This window comes from Oricola sp. (assembly GCF_022763245.1).
GTDB lineage: Bacteria > Pseudomonadota > Alphaproteobacteria > Rhizobiales > Rhizobiaceae > Oricola.
Window position 1 is genome coordinate 229352 of sequence record NZ_JALEGV010000012.1, and the last position, 17739, is coordinate 247090.

At 64.9% G+C, this 17739-nt stretch carries 16 protein-coding genes; 15 read left to right on the forward strand and 1 reads right to left on the reverse strand.

Annotation, left to right across the window (positions count from 1 at the left end):
• The first annotated feature begins 43 nt into the window (after nt 1–43).
• From MRY80_RS05350 to MRY80_RS05410, 13 genes are all read left to right on the forward strand, one after another.
• Entirely contained in the window at nt 44–922 is an 879-nt protein-coding gene (locus MRY80_RS05350; protein ID WP_293288775.1) for a branched-chain amino acid ABC transporter permease, read from the forward strand.
• A gap of 41 nt (nt 923–963) precedes the next feature.
• Nucleotides 964–2727, forward strand: coding sequence for an ATP-binding cassette domain-containing protein (locus MRY80_RS05355; RefSeq protein WP_293288777.1), 1764 nt, complete (start codon nt 964–966; stop codon nt 2725–2727).
• Nucleotide 2728: 1 nt separating this feature from the next.
• Nucleotides 2729–3430, forward strand: a complete 702-nt coding sequence (locus tag MRY80_RS05360; protein WP_293289621.1) for an ABC transporter ATP-binding protein — start codon at nt 2729–2731, stop codon at nt 3428–3430.
• Nucleotides 3427–3978, forward strand: coding sequence for a thioesterase family protein (locus MRY80_RS05365; RefSeq protein WP_293288779.1), 552 nt, complete (start codon nt 3427–3429; stop codon nt 3976–3978). Before MRY80_RS05360 ends, MRY80_RS05365 begins: the two co-directional genes overlap by 4 nt.
• Nucleotides 3975–5582, forward strand: a complete 1608-nt coding sequence (locus MRY80_RS05370; protein ID WP_293288781.1) for a GMC family oxidoreductase N-terminal domain-containing protein — start codon at nt 3975–3977, stop codon at nt 5580–5582. The genes MRY80_RS05365 and MRY80_RS05370 overlap by 4 nt, the downstream gene beginning before the upstream one ends.
• A gap of 25 nt (nt 5583–5607) precedes the next feature.
• Nucleotides 5608–6561, forward strand: coding sequence for an aldo/keto reductase (locus tag MRY80_RS05375; RefSeq protein WP_293288783.1), 954 nt, complete (start codon nt 5608–5610; stop codon nt 6559–6561).
• A gap of 112 nt (nt 6562–6673) precedes the next feature.
• Nucleotides 6674–7570 (forward strand): enoyl-CoA hydratase, encoded by an 897-nt coding sequence (locus tag MRY80_RS05380; protein ID WP_293288785.1) that lies wholly within the window; start codon nt 6674–6676, stop codon nt 7568–7570.
• Between the two features lie 40 nt (nt 7571–7610).
• Nucleotides 7611–8774, forward strand: a complete 1164-nt coding sequence (locus MRY80_RS05385) for an acyl-CoA dehydrogenase family protein (protein ID WP_293288787.1) — start codon at nt 7611–7613, stop codon at nt 8772–8774.
• Nucleotides 8775–8779: 5 nt separating this feature from the next.
• Nucleotides 8780–9835 (forward strand): acyl-CoA dehydrogenase family protein, encoded by a 1056-nt coding sequence (locus MRY80_RS05390; protein ID WP_293288789.1) that lies wholly within the window; start codon nt 8780–8782, stop codon nt 9833–9835.
• Entirely contained in the window at nt 9828–10979 is a 1152-nt protein-coding gene (locus MRY80_RS05395; protein ID WP_293288791.1) for an acetyl-CoA C-acetyltransferase, read from the forward strand. Before MRY80_RS05390 ends, MRY80_RS05395 begins: the two co-directional genes overlap by 8 nt.
• Nucleotide 10980: 1 nt before the next feature.
• Nucleotides 10981–11583, forward strand: coding sequence for a phenylacetic acid degradation protein PaaY (locus MRY80_RS05400; protein ID WP_293288793.1), 603 nt, complete (start codon nt 10981–10983; stop codon nt 11581–11583).
• 12 nt (nt 11584–11595) lie between these two features.
• On the forward strand, nt 11596–12501 hold the full coding sequence (locus MRY80_RS05405) for an SDR family oxidoreductase (protein ID WP_293288795.1): 906 nt from the start codon (nt 11596–11598) through the stop codon (nt 12499–12501).
• Nucleotides 12502–12520: 19 nt separating this feature from the next.
• Nucleotides 12521–13612: an alkene reductase gene (locus MRY80_RS05410; RefSeq protein WP_293288797.1), complete on the forward strand. Its 1092-nt coding sequence runs from the start codon at nt 12521–12523 to the stop codon at nt 13610–13612.
• Between the two features lie 91 nt (nt 13613–13703).
• On the opposite strand, the gene MRY80_RS05415 is transcribed toward MRY80_RS05410, so the two are convergent.
• Nucleotides 13704–15290 carry a FadD3 family acyl-CoA ligase gene (locus MRY80_RS05415; protein ID WP_293288799.1) on the reverse strand — a complete coding sequence of 529 codons (1587 nt, stop codon included), beginning with the start codon at nt 15288–15290 and terminating at the stop codon, nt 13704–13706.
• 192 nt (nt 15291–15482) lie between these two features.
• Between MRY80_RS05415 and MRY80_RS05420 the strand changes: the two genes are divergently transcribed.
• Nucleotides 15483–16283, forward strand: coding sequence for an SDR family oxidoreductase (locus MRY80_RS05420; protein WP_293288801.1), 801 nt, complete (start codon nt 15483–15485; stop codon nt 16281–16283).
• Nucleotides 16284–16494: 211 nt separating this feature from the next.
• Nucleotides 16495–17706 (forward strand): ABC transporter substrate-binding protein, encoded by a 1212-nt coding sequence (locus tag MRY80_RS05425; protein ID WP_293288803.1) that lies wholly within the window; start codon nt 16495–16497, stop codon nt 17704–17706.
• Nucleotides 17707–17739: the final 33 nt, after the last annotated feature.

The window sequence follows — 17739 nt, forward strand, 5'->3', positions numbered from 1 at the left end:
GGCAGGCGGAAGCCCGAAACAGGCCGAGACATCCGGAGGAGGCATGCTCAGCGAAATCATCATCATCGTCGTGCGCGGGATCGCCATTGGGTCGATTTTCGCGATGATCGCGATGAGTTTCAACATCGTGCATGGAGCCACGGGCATTCTCAACTTCGCCCAGGGAAACATGCTCGTGCTCGGCGGCTATGCCGCGTTCTTCCTGGCCAACAATGTCGGCATCGGCTGGTGGCTTGCCATGCTCGTCGTGACGGGCGTCCTCGTCGCGGTCGTGCTCGCCTTCCAGGGGTGGATCACGCTGTTGCCGCTGAGATCCTCGGTGGAACAGGATTCATGGATCATCTCCACCGTGGCGGTCTCGGTGATCGTCGGGGCGATCCTGCTGATCACGCAGGGGCCTTTCGCCTATTCCGTCCAGGCGGTCGTGCCCCCGTTCCGCATCCTCGGTGTCCGAACGCCGGGCGCATACGGACTGGCGATCGTGTGCATGCTGTTCTGGTTCTTCGCGATGCGGATATTCCTGCGCAAGAGCTTCCTCGGCCTGGCGATCAGCGCCCTGTCGCAGGACTTTGACGCTGCCCGCGCGGCGGGACTTCCGGTGCGCAGGCTTCAACTCGTCGCATTCGCGATCTCCGGCCTGATGATCGGCACCGCCGGGTTCCTCGTCGCACCGGTGATCTCGGTCAGTTCCGACGCGGGTCTCCGCTATGTGCTGAACGGCTTCGTCGCGGCCGTCGTCGGCGGGATCGGCAGCAATCTCGGGACGCTGATCGGCGGGCCACTCGTCGGCGTGATCACCATGCTGACCGCCTACCGCATCGGCGGGGCCTATCAGGATCTCGCTTCCCTGGCCGTCCTGGTCGCAATCCTGATGGTCCGGCCGCAAGGCCTGTTCGGCCGCACTTCGGCGAGGCGCGTGTAACCGTGGCAACGTCAGAAACGATAACGGCGTCGGGAGCAGCCATGAACGCCTCAGCCAAAACGAAACCGCGGTTCAGTTCGGACCTTCCCCAGGTCTGGATCGGCATCGCGCTCATCGCGATCACTGGCTTCGGGCCGTCGATCATGGGCAACGCCTACTGGGTCCACACGTTCCAGTTGGTCAACATCTACATCGCGGTGGCGATCTTCCAGAACTTCCTGTTCGTGGATGCCGGCCAGAAATCCTTCGGACAGGGCGTCATCCTCGGACTGGGCGCCTATGTCGCCGCGATCTTCTTCGGCCTGCACGAATATTCCTTCGCGGTCGCCGGCCTGATCGGTCTGTTCGCCGCGTTCCTCGGCGGATTGCTGTTCGCCCTGCCCGCGCTTCGCGTGCAGTATTTCCATCTGGGCTTCGTCACCCTCTCGGCGGCGATCGTGTTCCCGCAGCTGCTGATGTCGATGGACAAGTGGACCAACGGCATCAACGGCATCTCGGTGTCCATCCCCTGGATTCACGAGGAGCCGATCGCCGGGATCTCGCTGCTTTCGTTTCTCGTCGCGCTCTATCCGATGCTCGCACTGGGCATCCACTATGCGATCCGCCGCTCCAGGCTGGGTCGCCAGTTGCGCATCGCGGCGGTCAGCCCGGAAGCCGCCCGGACACTGGGCATCCGCCCCGGCGTCATGCGCTTCCTGGCCTTCATCATCGCCGCCATCGGCACGGGCGTCGCCGGTCTCCTGTACCTGCCGACCGTCTCTTTCGTCAGTCCGCAGGGCTTCAACGTCGAACTGTCCTTCGTGTTCTTCTTCGCGGTCGTCGTCGGCGGACGCGGACAGATGCTCGGCCCGATCGTCGGCATGTGGATCGTCTTCATCCTGCCGAACATCCTGCTGGCGCAGTTTGTGGAATACCGCCTGCTGATCTACGGCATCCTGACCCTGGTCACCGTCATGCTGTTTCCCGACGGCATCGTCGGCACGATCGAGCGCTGGCGCGTCACGCGCGGCGTCACCGGCCGTGGTGAACAGGGCTTCCGCTTGGATTCCTTCATCGACGGCCTTGAGGGCGAGGACGAGCACAAGCCGACCGACAAGATCGCCGTGGAGGTGCGTGGCGGCACCAAGCGGTTCGGCGCGGTCGTCGCCGTCAACAATGTCGATCTGTCCGTGCGCCAGGGCGAAGTTCACGGTCTCATCGGGGCGAACGGCTCCGGCAAGACCAGCTTACTGAACGTCCTGTCCGGCCTGTCGCGCCTCAACGCGGGATCCTTCCTGATCGACGGCAAGGACGCCACGCGCATGTCCGCCGACCGCATCGCCAATATGGGCCTCGGCCGGACCTTCCAGACCCCCAGGATCTTTCGGGAATTCTCGCTGTGGGAAAACCTGAAGATCGGCATGGATGCCGCGGAGGGCGAACCCGGCCGAGACATCGTCAAACTCGCGAATGCGCTCGAAGCGGAGTTCAGCCAGGACAGCGCCGAGTTGCTGTCGCATGGCCAGCGCCGCCTCGCCGAGGTCATGCGGGCGATGCTGAAGGAGGCGAAGATCATCCTGTTCGACGAACCCGCCGCGGGTCTCTCGCAAAGCGAACGGGAACACTTCGCCAAGCTCGTCCATTTCCTGTCGCGCAAGATGGGCAAGACGATCATCCTGGTCGAGCATGATCTCGACCTCGTCTGGAACGTCGCCGACCGCATTACGGTCATGGAACAGGGCAGCGTCGTGGCCTCAGGCGAGCCCGAAGAGATGGCGAAGGATCCCGCTGTGCAGCACATGTTTGTTGGAGGTCGCCTTGCTTGACGTGAAGAACCTTTACGCCGGCTATGGCATCGTGCCGGTGATCGAGGACGTGTCGCTGTCCGTTCAATCCGGAGAGATTCTCCTCGTCGGCGGCGAGAACGGCGCCGGCAAATCGACCCTGATGCGGGCGATCGCGGGGTTCAACAAACCCGACAAGGGCGAGATCGTCCTTGACGGAAAGCCCCTGCAGGGCATGGCGCCGGAGGCGATCGCGAAGGCCGGTCTGCGTCTCGTCCTGGACGGCCATCGCGTGTTCCCGGAGCTCAGTGTCTACGACAATCTGCGCATGGGCGCGGCCGCCCGCCCGGGTGAGCGCGCAGGTTTCGCCAAGGCCGTGGACGAGATCTACGAGGTCTTTCCGATCCTGAAGGAAAAGCACCGGGCCTACGCGCGCGACCTGTCCGGCGGACAGCAGCAGATGCTGGCGCTCGGCCAGGCGTTCGTCGCTCAGCCCAAGGTTCTCCTGTGCGACGAGCCGTCGATGGGGCTGGCTCAGGCCCTGCTCCCGCCGATCCTGGCATTCCTTCGCCGATGGGCGGAAAGCGGAACCGCCGTCATCATCGTGGAGCAGCACCTCAAGGTGACCGCACCCTATGCCGACCGTGCGATGATCATCGAGCGCGGCACCGTCAAGTTCTCCTGTGCGGCGAACGAACTTGACGAAAAGCTCAAGGCCGACGAGGTCAACGAGGCTTTCGCGTGACGTCATCCCCTGATGACCAGAAGCCGACGCGCGATCCCGGCCCCACCGAACGGCCGGTCGAAGCTCGCGGCTACACGGTCACCTACAGGGGAACCGTCGCTGCCGACTGGATCGACGCCAACGAGCACATGAACGTCTCCTGGTACGATTCGCTCTTCGATATCGCCGAAATGCGCTTCTTCGACGAGTTCGGCATCGATGACGCCTACATCCACCGCACAGGGCTCAGCTTCTTCCGGCTCGAACGCTTCGTTCTCTACGAGCGCGAATTGCTTCTCGGCGACGCGGTCGAGGCGCGCAGCCGGGTCCTCTGGTCGGATTTTCGGCGGGTCCATCATTTCCATGAATTGTGGAATGTCGAGAAGGGCTACCGGGCCGCGCTGGTCGATGCGATCTCGATCCATGTTGATCTGGGCAAGCGCAAGTCCGCACGGATCGAGATGCCCGAGATCAGACAACCGCTCGCAACCCTCTTGGCGGAACACACGGCCCGGCCCTTCCCCGAAGGCGTTCTGGCGCGCGAAGCCGGACGACGATTGCAGCCATGAAAACACTCGAATTCGACTATGTCGTCGTCGGAGCCGGCGCCGCCGGATGCGTGGTCGCCGCACGGCTCGCCGAGGATCGCGCGGTGGCCGTTGGCGTGATCGAGGCCGGAGGCTCGGACAGCGCGCTCATCATGCGGATACCGGCCGCCAATGTCGCGACCGGAACGGATCCGCGCTACAACTGGGCATACGAGAGCGAGCCGGTACCGGCGCTTGGAGACCGGCGCCTCTACTGGGCGCAAGGACGGGTTGTCGGCGGATCCGGCTCGATCAACGGCATGATGTATATGCGCGGTCACCGCAGCGACTACGATCGCTGGGCCGCGAACGGCTGCACCGGCTGGAGCTATGACGACGTGCTCCCCTATTTCCGCAAAGCGGAGACCAACGAGCGCGGCGCCAGCGACCTGCATGGCGGCGACGGCCCGCTGCAGGTCAGCGCCGGGAGGGCGACTGCCCCGGTCTGCGACATGTTTCTCGAAGCCGCCCGGGACACAGGCTTCGCGCTGACCGACGACCTCAACAATGACATTCCCGAGGCCTTCGGCCATGTCGACATGACGATCGGCAACGGCCAGCGGTCCAGCACGTCGGCGGCCTATCTCCGCCCGGCGCTCAAACGCGGCAATGTCACTGTGCTCACGCAAGCGCTCGCGACACGCATCCTCATCGAAAACGGGGCAGCCGCCGGCATCGAATTCATCCACGAAGGCGAACGGCGGCGCGCAATGGCAGCACGCAGCGTCGTTTTGTGCGGCGGCGCGGTCAATTCGCCCCAGCTTCTCATGCTGTCGGGCATCGGTGATGCGGGGCAGTTGCGCGCCTTCGACATTCCCGTCGAAGCCGACCGGCCCGAAGTCGGCCGCAATCTGCAGAACCATCCGATGTACAAGCTGATGTACACCGTCACCGAGCCCGTCAGCGCCTACAGCCATGTGAGACCCGCGGGCGCGCTCTCGGCGGGCCTGCAGTATGCGTTGGGCCGCAAGGGCGTGCTCAGCCGGGGCTTGTTTCCGACCTCGGGCTTCTTCCACGCCGATCAGGGCGACGGCGAAACCGAGATCCAGGTCTGCATGGCGCCCGCGCCGGTTGTCCGCCGCAAGCCGGGCGTCCTCGGCATCTTGCCCGCGGAACACGGCTTCACCTTGCTTCTCAACCACGGCTCGCCCTTCAGCCGCGGGACGGTCCGGCTGAAATCGGCCGATCCCGCCACGCATGCGGCGATTACGCCCAATTACTTCTCCGATCCTCGCGACATCGACATCCTTGCACGCGGCGCGCGGCGCGTTCACGAGATCGTCCAGGCCGGGCCGTTGAAGCGCATATTGGGACGCGAACTGTCACCGGAGCGACCGACCAGCACCCAGGCCGAGATCGAGGACGACATTCGCCGAACCGCGGTGACCCACTACCACCCGGTCGGCACCTGCCGGATGGGATCGGACGATGCCTCAGTCGTCGATACGCAATTGCGCGTGCGCGGCGTTGAAAATCTGCGCGTCGCCGACGCCTCCGTGATGCCCGTTCTGGTGAATGGAAACACTTACGCGGCAACCATCATGGTCGCCGAAAAAGCCGCCGACCTGATCCGGGCCGGCCACTAGACCGAAAACCCAAGGGAGAAACTACATGGAAACGCGCTTTCTCGGCCATTCGGGCCTCGAAGTCTCCGTGGTCGGCCTCGGCTGCAACAATTTCGGCGGGATGATCCAGAGCCTCGATCTGGAAGGCTCGCGCAAGGTCATCCATGCCGCGCTCGATGCCGGGATCACCCTGCTCGACACCTCCGACTCCTACGGTGCCGACGGCGGCTCGGAAAAGACGATCGGCGAAGTGCTCGGCGACAGGCGCAAGGACATCGTGCTCGCCACGAAATTCGCCTCGCCGCTCAATCGCGAAAAGAGCAATCGCTACAACGGGTCGCGCGGCTATGTGATGAAGGCCGTTGAAGACAGCCTGCGGCGCCTGAAGACCGACTATATCGATCTCTACCAATACCACTTCCCCGATCCGGACACGCCGATCGAGGAAACCATGCGCGCCCTCGACGATCTCGTCCACCAGGGCAAGGTCCGCTACCTCGGATGCTCCAACCTGCCCGCCTGGCAACTCGTGGACGCGAACTGGACCGCGCGGCATCTCGGGCTTGAGGCGCTTCAATCGACGCAGACGGAATACAACCTCCTCGCCCGCGGCGCGGAGCAGGACCTCTTCCGCGGCATGCAGGCGGCGAAGATGACGCTTCTGCCGTATTTCCCGCTCGCCAGCGGCCTGCTCACCGGGAAATACCGCAAGGGTCAGCCGCTGCCTGCCGACACGCGGATGAGCATGGCCTACTTCAAGGGCGGAATGACGGACGAGAAGCTCGACGTCGTCGAGAAGCTGATCGCCTTCTCCGAGTCGCGCGGCCACACGATCCTCGAACTCGCCTTCTCCTGGCTCCTCGCCCAGCCTGTCGTCTCGAGCGTGATCGCCGGCGCGACAAAGCCGGAGCAGGTCACCGCCAATGCCAGGGCGGCGGACTGGAAACTGACCGCCGAAGAACGCGCCGAGATCGACACGATCCTGTCGGCGACGGCGTGACCGGGGCGTATCACCCGGCTTTGGCAGGTGGCCGTCGCGACCGTTAGTCTCTTTGGACGATTGCCGGTCCGGACCCCCGCCGTAAAATGCTGCAGCTGCGAAAGGGCATGGAATGAGCGACCTCGTCGAACCGCGCAAGGCGGACATCACCTACGAAACGGATGAACCCGTCCTCTACGAGGCGGACGGGGCGATCGCGTGGATCACGCTCAATCGGCCCTCCTACAATAACGCGCAGAATTCGCAGATGACCTACGCCCTCGACGACGCCTTCAAGAGGGCGGTCGATGACGACGCAATCAAGGTGATCGTCCTGAAAGGCGCGGGCAAGCATTTCTCGGCCGGCCACGACATTGGTTCGCCCGGCCGCGACGTCGACAAGAGCTTCGACCGCCGGCTGCTGTGGGCCGACCACACCAACAAGCCTGCAGCCGAATTCCTCTACACGCGCGAGCACGAAGTCTATCTCGGCATGTGCCGGCGCTGGCGCGACGCGCCGAAGCCGACCATCGCGCTGGTGCAGGGCGCCTGCGTCGCCGGCGGTCTCATGCTCGCATGGGTGTGCGACTTCATCATCGCAACCGAGGACGCCTTCTTCCAGGATCCGGTCATCCGGATGGGCATTCCGGGTGTCGAATATTTCGCGCACGCCTTCGAACTGCCCCCGCGCGTCGCCAAGGAATTCCTCCTCCTGGGCGAGCGCATGCCGGCCGAGCGCGCGCATCATTTCGGCATGGTCAACAAGGTCGTAGCCCGCGACGAACTGGATCAGGCCGGCCGCGACATGGCCGACAAGCTGGCGGGTTTCCCGCGGCTGGGCCTTTGGCTCGGGAAGCAGGCGATCAATCATGTCGAGGAGCTACGCGGCAAACGCACGGCGATGGACGCGCATTACCACATGCATCACTTCGCCCATGCCCAGAACGACCTGACCACGGGCGACCGCCTGGGCGGACAGGACGCAAAGAGCATGGCGTCCGCCAACAAGAAGCAGGCCGGCTCGTCCTGACGGCCGCGCGCCGAGTTTCAATTGAACGGGATCCATACGCGTGGACTTGCAATACACCGACGAACAGAACCGCTTTCGCCAGGAGGTGCGCTCCTGGATGGAAGCGCATGTCCCCGCCGCCCCCCTTCCCTCCTTCGACCTCACCCGAGAAGGCTTCGAGGCGCACAGGGCGTGGGAACGGGCCTTGAACGAAGGCCGGTGGGGCATGGTGACCTGGCCGGAGAGCTATGGCGGCCGCGGCCTCGATCTTATCCAGTGGCTGATCTTCGAGGAGGAATACTACCGGGCCGGCGCGCCGCTGCGCGTCAACCAGAACGGCATCTTCCTGCTCGGGCCCACCCTGATGGAATACGGCACCGAGGAGCAGAAGGCCCGCTTCCTGACCGCGATGGCGTCCGGCGACGAGATCTGGGCACAGGCCTGGTCCGAACCGCAGGCCGGCAGCGACCTCGCGGCCGTCAAGTCGACGGCGACCCTCGACGGTGACGAATATGTGCTCAAGGGGCACAAGATCTGGTCGTCGCGCGCCGTTTTCGCCGACTGGGCCTTCGGCCTCTTCCGCACGGATCCGGAATCGCAGCGCCACAAGGGCTTGTCGCTGATCTTCTTCCCGCTCGACGCGCCGGGCGTTCGCGTGCAGCCGATCCCCCAGATAGACGGCGAGACCGGTTTTGCCGAGATTTTCCTGGAAGACGTTCGCGTGCCGACCTTCAATCGGCTCGGCGATCCGGGTGACGGCTGGCGCATTTGCATGGCGACGGCGGGCTTCGAGCGTGGATTGATGCTCCGGTCGCCGGCCCGGTTCCAGGTCGCGGCCCGCAAGCTCGTCGAACTCTACCGCGCCCATGAAGACGAGGTGGAACCGACGGTGAAGGCGACGGTGATGCGCAGCTGGATGGATGCCGAGGCCTATGCGCTATCCATCTACAACACCGCGTCGCGCCTCGTCGCGGGCGGGCAGATCGGGGCCGAAGCGAGCACCAACAAGATATTCTGGTCGGAGATGGACATCGCCATGCACAAGGCGGCGCTGTCGATCCTGGGCGCACGCGCGGAATTGCTGCGCTCGGCTCCGGCAGCCGGCGATGTCGGCAAGTGGCTCGACGGCTACTTCTTCTCGCTGGCCGGGCCGATCTATGCCGGATCCAATGAAATCCAGCGCAACATCATCGCCGAGCGGATGCTCGGCCTGCCGCGAGCGTAAGACCAATGGACTTCCGATTCACCGACGAACAGGACATGACGGCGAGCGTCGTCCGCGACCTCCTTTCGGACCTGTGCCAGTCGGCCGATCTTAGACGCCTCATGGCGTCGGAAGAGGCGCGGGACGAAAACCGATGGTCCAAGATCGTCGAGATGGGGCTCGCAGGCGCGCTCGTCGAAGAAACCGCCGGAGGCTTCGGGCTGAAAGCCGCGGATTTCGTCCTGGCGGTGGAAGCCTGCGGTTACGCCTGCCTGCCCGAGCCGCTGGTCGAAAATGCCGGCGTCTCGCTGCCGCTGCTCGCCGAAGCCGCTCCCGACAATGAATTGCTCGCACAGGCCCTCGCCGGCGAGATCACGGTCGCCACGGGACATCCCTCCAATCTCTTCGTGTGCGATGCGGACACGGCCGGCGCGCTCGTCATCGGTAATGACGACGGCCTGTTCCTCGTCGAGCGGCAAAAGGCCGAACTCGCGCGGCAGCCGAGCGTCGATCCCTTCCGCCGCCTGTTTGCCGTCGATTTCTCGCCCGCTGACGCGACGCGCCTCGCCGATCCGGCGCATGCCGCGTCGATGCTCGACGCGGCGCTGGACCGCGGAGCCCTGTTCGCGGCCGCGCAGTTGGTCGGCATTGCGCAACGATGCGTCGATCTTGCCGTCGCCTACGCCAAGGACCGTCACCAGTTCGGCAAACCGATCGGTTCCTACCAGGCCGTGAAGCACCAGCTCGCCACGGCGCAGGTCAAGATCGAGTTCGCCAAACCCATCCTCTACGCCGCCGCGGCCAGCCTGCCGGAGGCGGACATGTACTCCCGGGCCCGCATTTCACACGCGAAGCTGGTCGCAGCCGAGGCTGCGGACCTTTCCGCCCGCACGGCCATCCAGGTTCATGGCGCAATGGGCTATTCCTGGGAAGTCGACGTCCATTTCTTCCTGAAACGCGCCATCGCGCTCGAGACCTGGTGGGGCGCCCCGGCCTTCCACCGCGAGCGCGTCGCGTGCCGGGTGCTGGGCGGCGAGCTCGGCCCGGAGCACACATTCGCAAAGGAGGCGCGCGATGCCTGAAGCCTATATCATTGACGCCATACGCACGCCCGTCGGCCGCAAGAAGGGCTCGCTTGCCGAGATGCATTCGGCCGATCTCGGCGCCGTTCCGATCAAGGCGCTGATGGAGCGGACCGGCGTCGATCCGGGCGCGGTCGATGACGTCGTGTATGGCTGCACCGAGACGATCGGCAGCCAGGCGGGCGACATCGCCCGAACCTGCTGGCTTGTCGCCGGCCTTCCCCAACATGTTCCGGGCGTCACGGTGGATCGCCAGTGCGGCTCCTCGCAACAGGCCGTGCATTTCGCCGCGCAGGGCGTCATGAGCGGGGTCCAGAACCTCGTCGTCGCCGGCGGCGTCCAGAACATGAACGCCATTCCGATCTCCGCGGCGATGATCGTCGGCCAGCAATTCGGATTCCCGACGCCCTTCTCCACCTCGCCCGGCTGGCTCGCCCGGTACGGCGACCAGGAAGTCAGCCAGTTCCGTTCGGCGGAAATGATCGCCGAGAAGTGGGATTGCTCGCGCGAAGAGATGGAACGTTTCGCGTTGGAGAGCCACCGACGCTCGATTTATGCGATCGACTCGGGCCGTTTCGTCCCGGAAATCGTGCCCGTCGGCGCATTGGAGGCCGACGAAACGCCACGCCGGGGCACCACCCTCGAAAAGATGGCCGAACTTCAGCCGCTCACCGAGGGCGGGCGGATCACGGCGGCTGTCTCCAGCCAGACCTGCGACGCCGCGGCCGCGCTGCTCATCGCTTCGGAGCGGGCCGTCAAGGAGCATGGCCTGAAGCCCCGCGCCCGCATCCATTACATGACGGTTCGCGCCGACGATCCGGTCTGGATGCTGACCGCGCCCATTCCGGCGACGAAGCACGCGCTCGAAAAGAGCGGCATGAGCGTCGACGACATCGACCTGTTCGAATGCAACGAGGCCTTTGCCTCGATCCCGATGGCGTGGATGAAGGAAATCGGCATCCCGCACGAAAAGGTCAACGTCAATGGCGGCGGCATCTCGCTCGGACACCCGATCGGCGCAACCGGCGCACGGCTGATGACCACCCTGCTCTACGAGCTGGAACGCAGGGGCGATCGGTACGGCCTGCAGACCATGTGCGAAGGCGGCGGCCAGGCCAACGTGACGATCATCGAAAGGCTGTAACATGCCCGTCTACGCATTCGAAGGCATCGTCCCAGTCGTCCATCCGACGACCTATCTGCATCCGACGGCGGTGCTGATCGGAGACGTCACGATCGGACCGCGCTGCTATATCGGTCCCGGAGCGTCCCTGCGCGGCGATTTCGGGCGCATCACGATCGAGGGCGATTCCAGCATTCAGGACAATTGCACCCTGCACACCGGGGCGGGCTCGGACTGCATCGTGCGCCGCGGCGCGACGGTCGGCCATGGGGTGATCCTGCATGGCTGCATCGTCGGCGTGAACGCGCTCATCGGCATGAACAGCGTCATTCTCGACGGCGCCGAAATCGGTGAAGACAGCCTCGTCGCAGCACTCAGCCTCGTCAAGAACGACGCCATCATGCCCGAGCGCCATCTGGTCGTCGGCAACCCGGCCCGTGCGGTCAAGGAACTGGCGGAGAGCCAGATCGGCTGGCGAAACAATGGCGACGGCGAATATCAGCGATTGGCGGACCGCAGTCTCGCCGATCTGGTGGAATGCGAGCCGATGGCAGAGGCCGAGCCCGGCCGGAAGCGAAACGCCGGACAGGCCCGTGCGGTGCGCCTGTCGGCCAACAGGAACTAGAGGGAAATCATCATGGGCGGACTCTGCCAGGATCGCGTCGTCATCGTAACCGGAGCCGGGCGCGGGCTCGGGCGGGCCTATGCCCTCGGCCTCGCCGCCGAAGGCGCAAAGGTCGTGGTCAACGACCTCGGCGTCGGCACACATGGCGACGCCACCGCCGAGACGCCCGCCCAGCAGGTCGTCGACGAGATCAAGGCCATGGGCGGCGAGGCCGTGGCCAATCTCGACGACGTCGCCGACTACGAGGCCGGCGGCAGGATCGTCCAGACAGCGCTCGACACGTTCGGCGGCCTGCATGGCGTCGTGAACAATGCCGGGTTCGTCCGGGACCGCATGTTCGTGTCCTGCACGCCGGACGAATGGGATGCCGTGCTGCGGGTTCACCTGCGCGGGCATTTCTGCATCAGCCGCCATGCGACCGACTATTGGCGGGCGCGCAGCAAGGCCGGCGAGAAGGTCGATGCCCGCATCATCAACACCTCGTCGGGGGCAGGCTTGCAGGGCAGCGTCGGCCAGAGCGCCTATTCGGCCGCCAAGGCCGGCATCGCCGCCCTGACGCTCGTCCAGTCGGCCGAACTTGGCCGCTACGGGATCACCGCCAACGCGTTGGCGCCGAACGCCCGCACGCGCATGACCGAGACGGCCTTCGCCGAGGCGATGAAACCGAAAGAAGGCGCCTTCGACATCTTCGCGCCCGAAAACACCGCCCCGCTTGTCGCCTGGCTCTGCAGCGAACGCTCGGCGAATGTGACCGGCCAGGTATTCGAATTGCTCGGCGGCATGATCCGGGTCTGCCTCGGATGGACGGACGGCCCCGAATTCGACAAGGGCACCCGCTGGGAAGCCGCCGAGATCGGCGAGAAGATCGGCGAATTGCTGGCCGAACGGCCGTCGCCGAAGCCGGTCTATGGTTCGTAGTCTGCCCGGAGCCTGACTGATGCCACAGACACCCATCGACATGGACCGCCTGTTCGAACCGGTCGAACTCGGCGCCCTGAAGCTGCGCAATCACATCGTCATGTCACCGATGACGCGCAGCCGTGCCGGTTCCGGAGATGCGCCGACGGACCTTCACGCCGAATATTACGGCCAGAGGGCCTCGGCAGGACTCATCGTCACCGAGGGCAGCCAGCCGAGCCCGGCCGGTAAGGGATATTGCCGCATGCCCGGCATCTATTCGCCGGAACAGATGTCCGGCTGGCGCAAGGTCGCAGACGCTGTCCATCGTGAGGGCGGCCTTGTCGTCGCCCAGATCATGCATTGCGGACGCATCGCCTCGCGCCTCAACAAGGACGACGATTCCGAAATCGTCGCACCGTCTGCCGTGCGCGCCAATGCGAAGATTTTCACCGACACCGCCGGCCTGGTCGACATCGACGAACCGCGGGCGCTTTCGACCGAGGAAGTGTCGGACGTTGTCGATGAATACCGCCGGGCCGCGCTCAACGCGCGCGAAGCGGGTTTGGACGGGGTGGAACTGCATGCCTCCAGCGGCTACCTGCCGATGCAGTTCCTGTCATCCAACACGAATCTGCGAACCGACCGCTATGGCGGCGGCGCGGCTAATCGCATCCGCTTTGTCATCGAGGTACTGGAAGCCATGGGCGGCGCCATCGGGTTCGACCGTGTCGGCCTGCGCATCTGCCCCGGCCTCGACTACAACGACATTCACGACGCCGATCCGGCCGAGACCTACGGCCTGCTTCTCGACGAGGCCTCCAGGCTCGGCCTCGCCTATCTGCACCTCGTGCACCGGGCGTTCCCCGATTTCGACAATCTGGATCTTGTGAAGACGCACTGGACGGGAAAGCTCATCCTCAACAATGAACTGACCCCCGAGAGCGCCGCCGCCGCCCTCGCCGCAGGCGACGCGGACGCCGTCTCCTTCGGGCGGGCTTTCATCGGCAATCCGGATCTCGTCGCACGCATTCGCAACGGGATCGAACTAGCCGGATACGACAGGAGCCGGGTCTATACGCCCGGCCCCGAAGGCTACACCGACTATCCGAACGCGCCGACAGGCCAATAAGAATAGCCGTTTTCAGGGATTTGTCGGTCACCGCGGGACATTCGACGGAATGTCCCGACACTCGCCTGCCTGAAACCAGCCGTCAGTCCAATCACGCGGCGCCGGGAACGGCCTCGCGCAACTGGTCCTTGACCACCTTGCCTTGCGGGCTGGTCGGCAGGGCGTCACGGAATTCGACGCTGCGCGGCACCTTGAAATTTGCGATATGCGCGCGCGCCCAGTCGATCAGTTCCTTCTCGGTCGCAGTCGTGCCGGGGCGCAGCACCACGAATGCCTTGCCCACCTCGCCCAGCCGGTCGTCCGGCACGCCGATCACCGCGATCTGGCCCACGGAGGGATGCGCGCTCAGCAGCCGCTCGATCTCCGCCGGATAGCAGTTGAACCCGCCGGTGATGTACATGTCCTTGACGCGGTCCTCGATGCGCAGATTGCCGTCCGCGTCGAAGTAACCGATGTCCCCCGTATGCAGCCATCCGTCCGCATCGATCGTCTTCGCCGTCGCCTCCGGATCGTTGAAATAGCCGCGCATCGTGATGTACCCGCGGATCACAACCTCGCCACGTTCGCCATCGGGAAGCACGTCACCTTCCGTGTCCATGATGCGGACCTCCGTTTCCGGAAATGGCTTGCCGCATGTGTCGGCGATCACCCCCGCATCGTCATCGGCCCGGCACATTGTTCCGTAGCCGCCGCATTCCGTCAGCCCATAACCGTTGACAACACCGGCAAATCCCAGATCGGACCGCATGCGCCGAATAAGCGTCGACGGCACAACGGAGCCGCCGGTGATTCCTAGTCGTAGGCTGTCGGTGTCGAACAACTTGAGCTGCGGATGCTGCAGCATGCCGTGGAAGATCGCCGGGGGGCCGGGGATGACGCTGATCTTGTCGCGCTCGACCCGTTTGAGGATTTCCTCGGGATCGTAGGTCAGATGCGGGATCAGGACGCCGCCGCGCATCAGCGAGACGATCGCGCCGGACCGGTAGCCGAAGGCGTGGAAGAAGGGCGGGATGACGAGGATGCGGTCGCCGCGGCGGATGCCGACCCGCGTCGCCCAGGCGTCGATCGCGCGCAGGCACTGGCGATGCCCGTACATCACGCCCTTGGGGTAACCCGTCGTCCCCGAGGTGAACAGCATGTCGCACAAATCGTCGGGATCGACGGAGGCCTGCCGCGCGTCGAGTTCCGCGTCGGACACGGAAGCGCCGGCCGCCAGGAACGCGTCCCATGCCATCTCGCCGGGCCGCGCCCCGTCGAACACCACGACGGCGCGCAGCGCCTGCCGCGCCTCCGGCCCGAGCATGTCGGGATAATAGCTGCCGAGGAATTCGCCGACGGACAGGATCATCGAGGCGCCGCTGCGCTGGATCAGTTCGGCGACTTCGGTTCCCTTGAAGCGGGTGGAACAGGGAATGAGGACCGCCCCGGCGCTGACAAGACCCAGGGCCGCGGCAAACCATTTCCAGCAGTTCGGGCTCCAGATCATCACCTTGTCGCCCTTCTTGACGCCGTGGGCGATGAAGGACTTGGCGACCTTGCGGCGCATGCCGTCGAGTTCGACGAAACTCATCGAGACGTCGCCGTCCTCGATGGCGACATCGGTCCCGTAGGCCTCGGCCGCGCGCATGCAGAGATCGGGGATTGTGGTGAAGTCCCAGGTGGAGCTGTCAGCGGCCATGTCGTATCCGTACCGTATCCGTCACTGTGGCGGCAAACACCCCGCCGGCAAGGTCCGCGATAGGGGCGACGCCGCCGAAAAACATCGTCCGACCGGACGAGTTGCGGTCCCCCGACCTTTACTAGACAGTCCTGACGCCCCCGCAACGGGTATAGTGCCGCGAGCCTTCGGCGATACGACATGGAGCGAATCTTGAGCACCGACAGCCAATCCTACCTTCCCCCGATGGACGGACGCGTCGCTCTCGTCACCGGCGGGACGAAGGGAATAGGACGTTTCATCGCGCAAGCCTTCCTCGACGCCGGCGCGCAGGTGGCCGTTTGCGCGCGGTCCGAGCCCGAGACGCTGCCGGAGTCCGGCGGACGCAAAGCGTCGTTTCATGCCTGCGACGTGCGCAATGCAGCCTCTTGCAAGGATTTCGTCGATGCGGTCGGCGAAATGCACGGTCGCATCGACGTCCTCGTCAACAATGCCGGCGGCTCGCCCCCGGCCGATGCAGCGACCGTCTCGCCGCGTTTTTCCGAAGCCATCATCGCGCTCAACCTCACCGGGCCGCTGCATCTGTGCCAGTCGGTCCATCGCTGGATGGCCGAACAGCCGGACGGCGGATCGATCATCAACATCGCAAGCGTCGCCGGGCAACGCGCGGCACCGCGCACCGCGGCCTATGGCGCGGCGAAGGCCGGACTGCTGAACCTGACGGAGAGCCTCGCCCAGGAATGGGGACCGAAGATCCGCGTCAACGCGATCGTCGCCGGGCTGATGCAGACCGAGCAGACCGAATTGAGCTACGGCTCGGTCGAGGCGCAGGCGGAACTGTGCGACGCCCTTCCGCTGAAACGGATGGGACGCGGCGAGGACATCGCCGCCGCCGCGCTCTACCTGTCGTCTCCGATGGCGGCCTTCGTCAGCGGCGCCGCGCTCGAAGTCCATGGCGGCGGCGAACCGCCCCTGTTTCTCGACATCATGAAGCGGCATTCGAAGGCGGACTGACGTCACGAACCATGGCGGCGTGCTTTTCGCCCTGATGCCACGCGCACCATGATCGTCGGCTTGGCAGTGGCCCCATCGGAAAGAAATAGGGCCAGGTGAATGCGGACGGGCCGGTGCGTAGTCCGATTGAATGATGTTGCGTGTCCGAAAGCGCCGTCTAATACGTCGCGAATGCCCGGTATGAACGCATTCGTCAAAGTGGAGGAATTTAATGAATTCGAAAACCTTGAGCGGCCGGCTTACGAAGCTGGCGATGGCATCCGTTGCCGCGATGACCCTGACGATGGTCAATGCCTCCGCGGAGGACACCATCAAGATGGGCGGCATCATGTCGATCACCGGCGGTGGCGCATCCATCGGCGTGACGGCGAACGAGGCCTGGAAGATGGCCATCGACGAGATCAACGAGGCTGGCGGCATCCTGGGCAAGAAGGTGGAGTTCGTCCTCGCCGACACGACCACCGATCCGACCCATGGCGTCAGCGAAGCGCGCCGCCTGATCGAGAATGAAGGCATCCAGCTTCTCGTCGGCCCCGCCACCAGCCAGGAGACGATCCCGATCACGGGCGTCACGACCGAAAAGAAGATCATTCAGCTCTCGACGGCCGCGTCCACCCAGCTGACGCCGGAATTCGCGCCCTACCACTTCTCGGACTCCGTCACCGGCGTCAACCAGATGCGCGCGAACATCGACTATGCGCTCGACGTGCTGAAGCTGACCAAGCTCGGCCTGATCTCCGACAATGGCGGAATGTCGAAGGCAGCCGTGTCCGAAATCCTCGACTACATGAAGAGCCGCGGCGTGGAGCCGGTCATCGTGCAGGAATTCCCGTTCCGCACGGAAGACATGACCCCGCAGCTGTTCTCGATGCGCGGCGCCGGCACGGAAGCGATCCTGCTGATCAACTCGATCGGCGACGACTCGCGCAAACTGCTGGAAAACCGCCTCGACATCGGTTGGGAAGTCCCGGTTCTCGCCAACCAGACGATGACCAACTACGCCGTCGGCAACGTCAAGATCCTCGGCGAGGAAGCCTTTGAGGGCGTCTACAGCACGCAGTTCGTCGGCATGACCTATTGCCCGGACGATCCGGTCGGCGAGTCGGCCTTCGCGAAATTCGCCAAGCGTGCGGAAGCCCGCGTGAAGGATCTCGAGCGCATGGGCGGCGCGCCGTCGCTGAACCCCTACTACATCCAGCCGCTGATCCTGGCCGCCGCGGCCAACGCCGCCGGCACAACAGACGGCGACGCCCTGAAGGCCTGGCTGGAAGAGAATGCAGGCGAGATCGTGGTCCAGACCGGCGCTCTTTCCGCCGACGGCACGAACCACTTCCTGCCGGCACCGGAATCCATCGTCGTGGTCGAGAAGCCCTACGAGCTTCGCGAAGACGGCCTGGCGCTTCGGGCCGACTGCGGTTCCTGAGCCCGAACACACAGCACCCGACACTGAAAAGAG

Excerpts from the sequence above, each read along its gene's own strand:
- MRY80_RS05410 (WP_293288797.1), top strand. The coding sequence starts at position 12,521 with ATGCCACAGACACCCATCGACATGGACCGCCTGTTCGAACCGGTCGAA.
- MRY80_RS05425 (WP_293288803.1), top strand. The coding sequence starts at position 16,495 with ATGAATTCGAAAACCTTGAGCGGCCGGCTTACGAAGCTGGCGATGGCA.
- MRY80_RS05405 (WP_293288795.1), top strand. The coding sequence starts at position 11,596 with ATGGGCGGACTCTGCCAGGATCGCGTCGTCATCGTAACCGGAGCCGGG.
- MRY80_RS05355 (WP_293288777.1), top strand. The coding sequence starts at position 964 with ATGAACGCCTCAGCCAAAACGAAACCGCGGTTCAGTTCGGACCTTCCC.
- MRY80_RS05380 (WP_293288785.1), top strand. The coding sequence starts at position 6,674 with ATGAGCGACCTCGTCGAACCGCGCAAGGCGGACATCACCTACGAAACG.
- MRY80_RS05350 (WP_293288775.1), top strand. The coding sequence starts at position 44 with ATGCTCAGCGAAATCATCATCATCGTCGTGCGCGGGATCGCCATTGGG.
- MRY80_RS05415 (WP_293288799.1), bottom strand. The coding sequence starts at position 15,290 with ATGGCCGCTGACAGCTCCACCTGGGACTTCACCACAATCCCCGATCTC.
- MRY80_RS05390 (WP_293288789.1), top strand. The coding sequence starts at position 8,780 with ATGGACTTCCGATTCACCGACGAACAGGACATGACGGCGAGCGTCGTC.
- MRY80_RS05400 (WP_293288793.1), top strand. The coding sequence starts at position 10,981 with ATGCCCGTCTACGCATTCGAAGGCATCGTCCCAGTCGTCCATCCGACG.
- MRY80_RS05375 (WP_293288783.1), top strand. The coding sequence starts at position 5,608 with ATGGAAACGCGCTTTCTCGGCCATTCGGGCCTCGAAGTCTCCGTGGTC.
- MRY80_RS05370 (WP_293288781.1), top strand. The coding sequence starts at position 3,975 with ATGAAAACACTCGAATTCGACTATGTCGTCGTCGGAGCCGGCGCCGCC.
- MRY80_RS05395 (WP_293288791.1), top strand. The coding sequence starts at position 9,828 with ATGCCTGAAGCCTATATCATTGACGCCATACGCACGCCCGTCGGCCGC.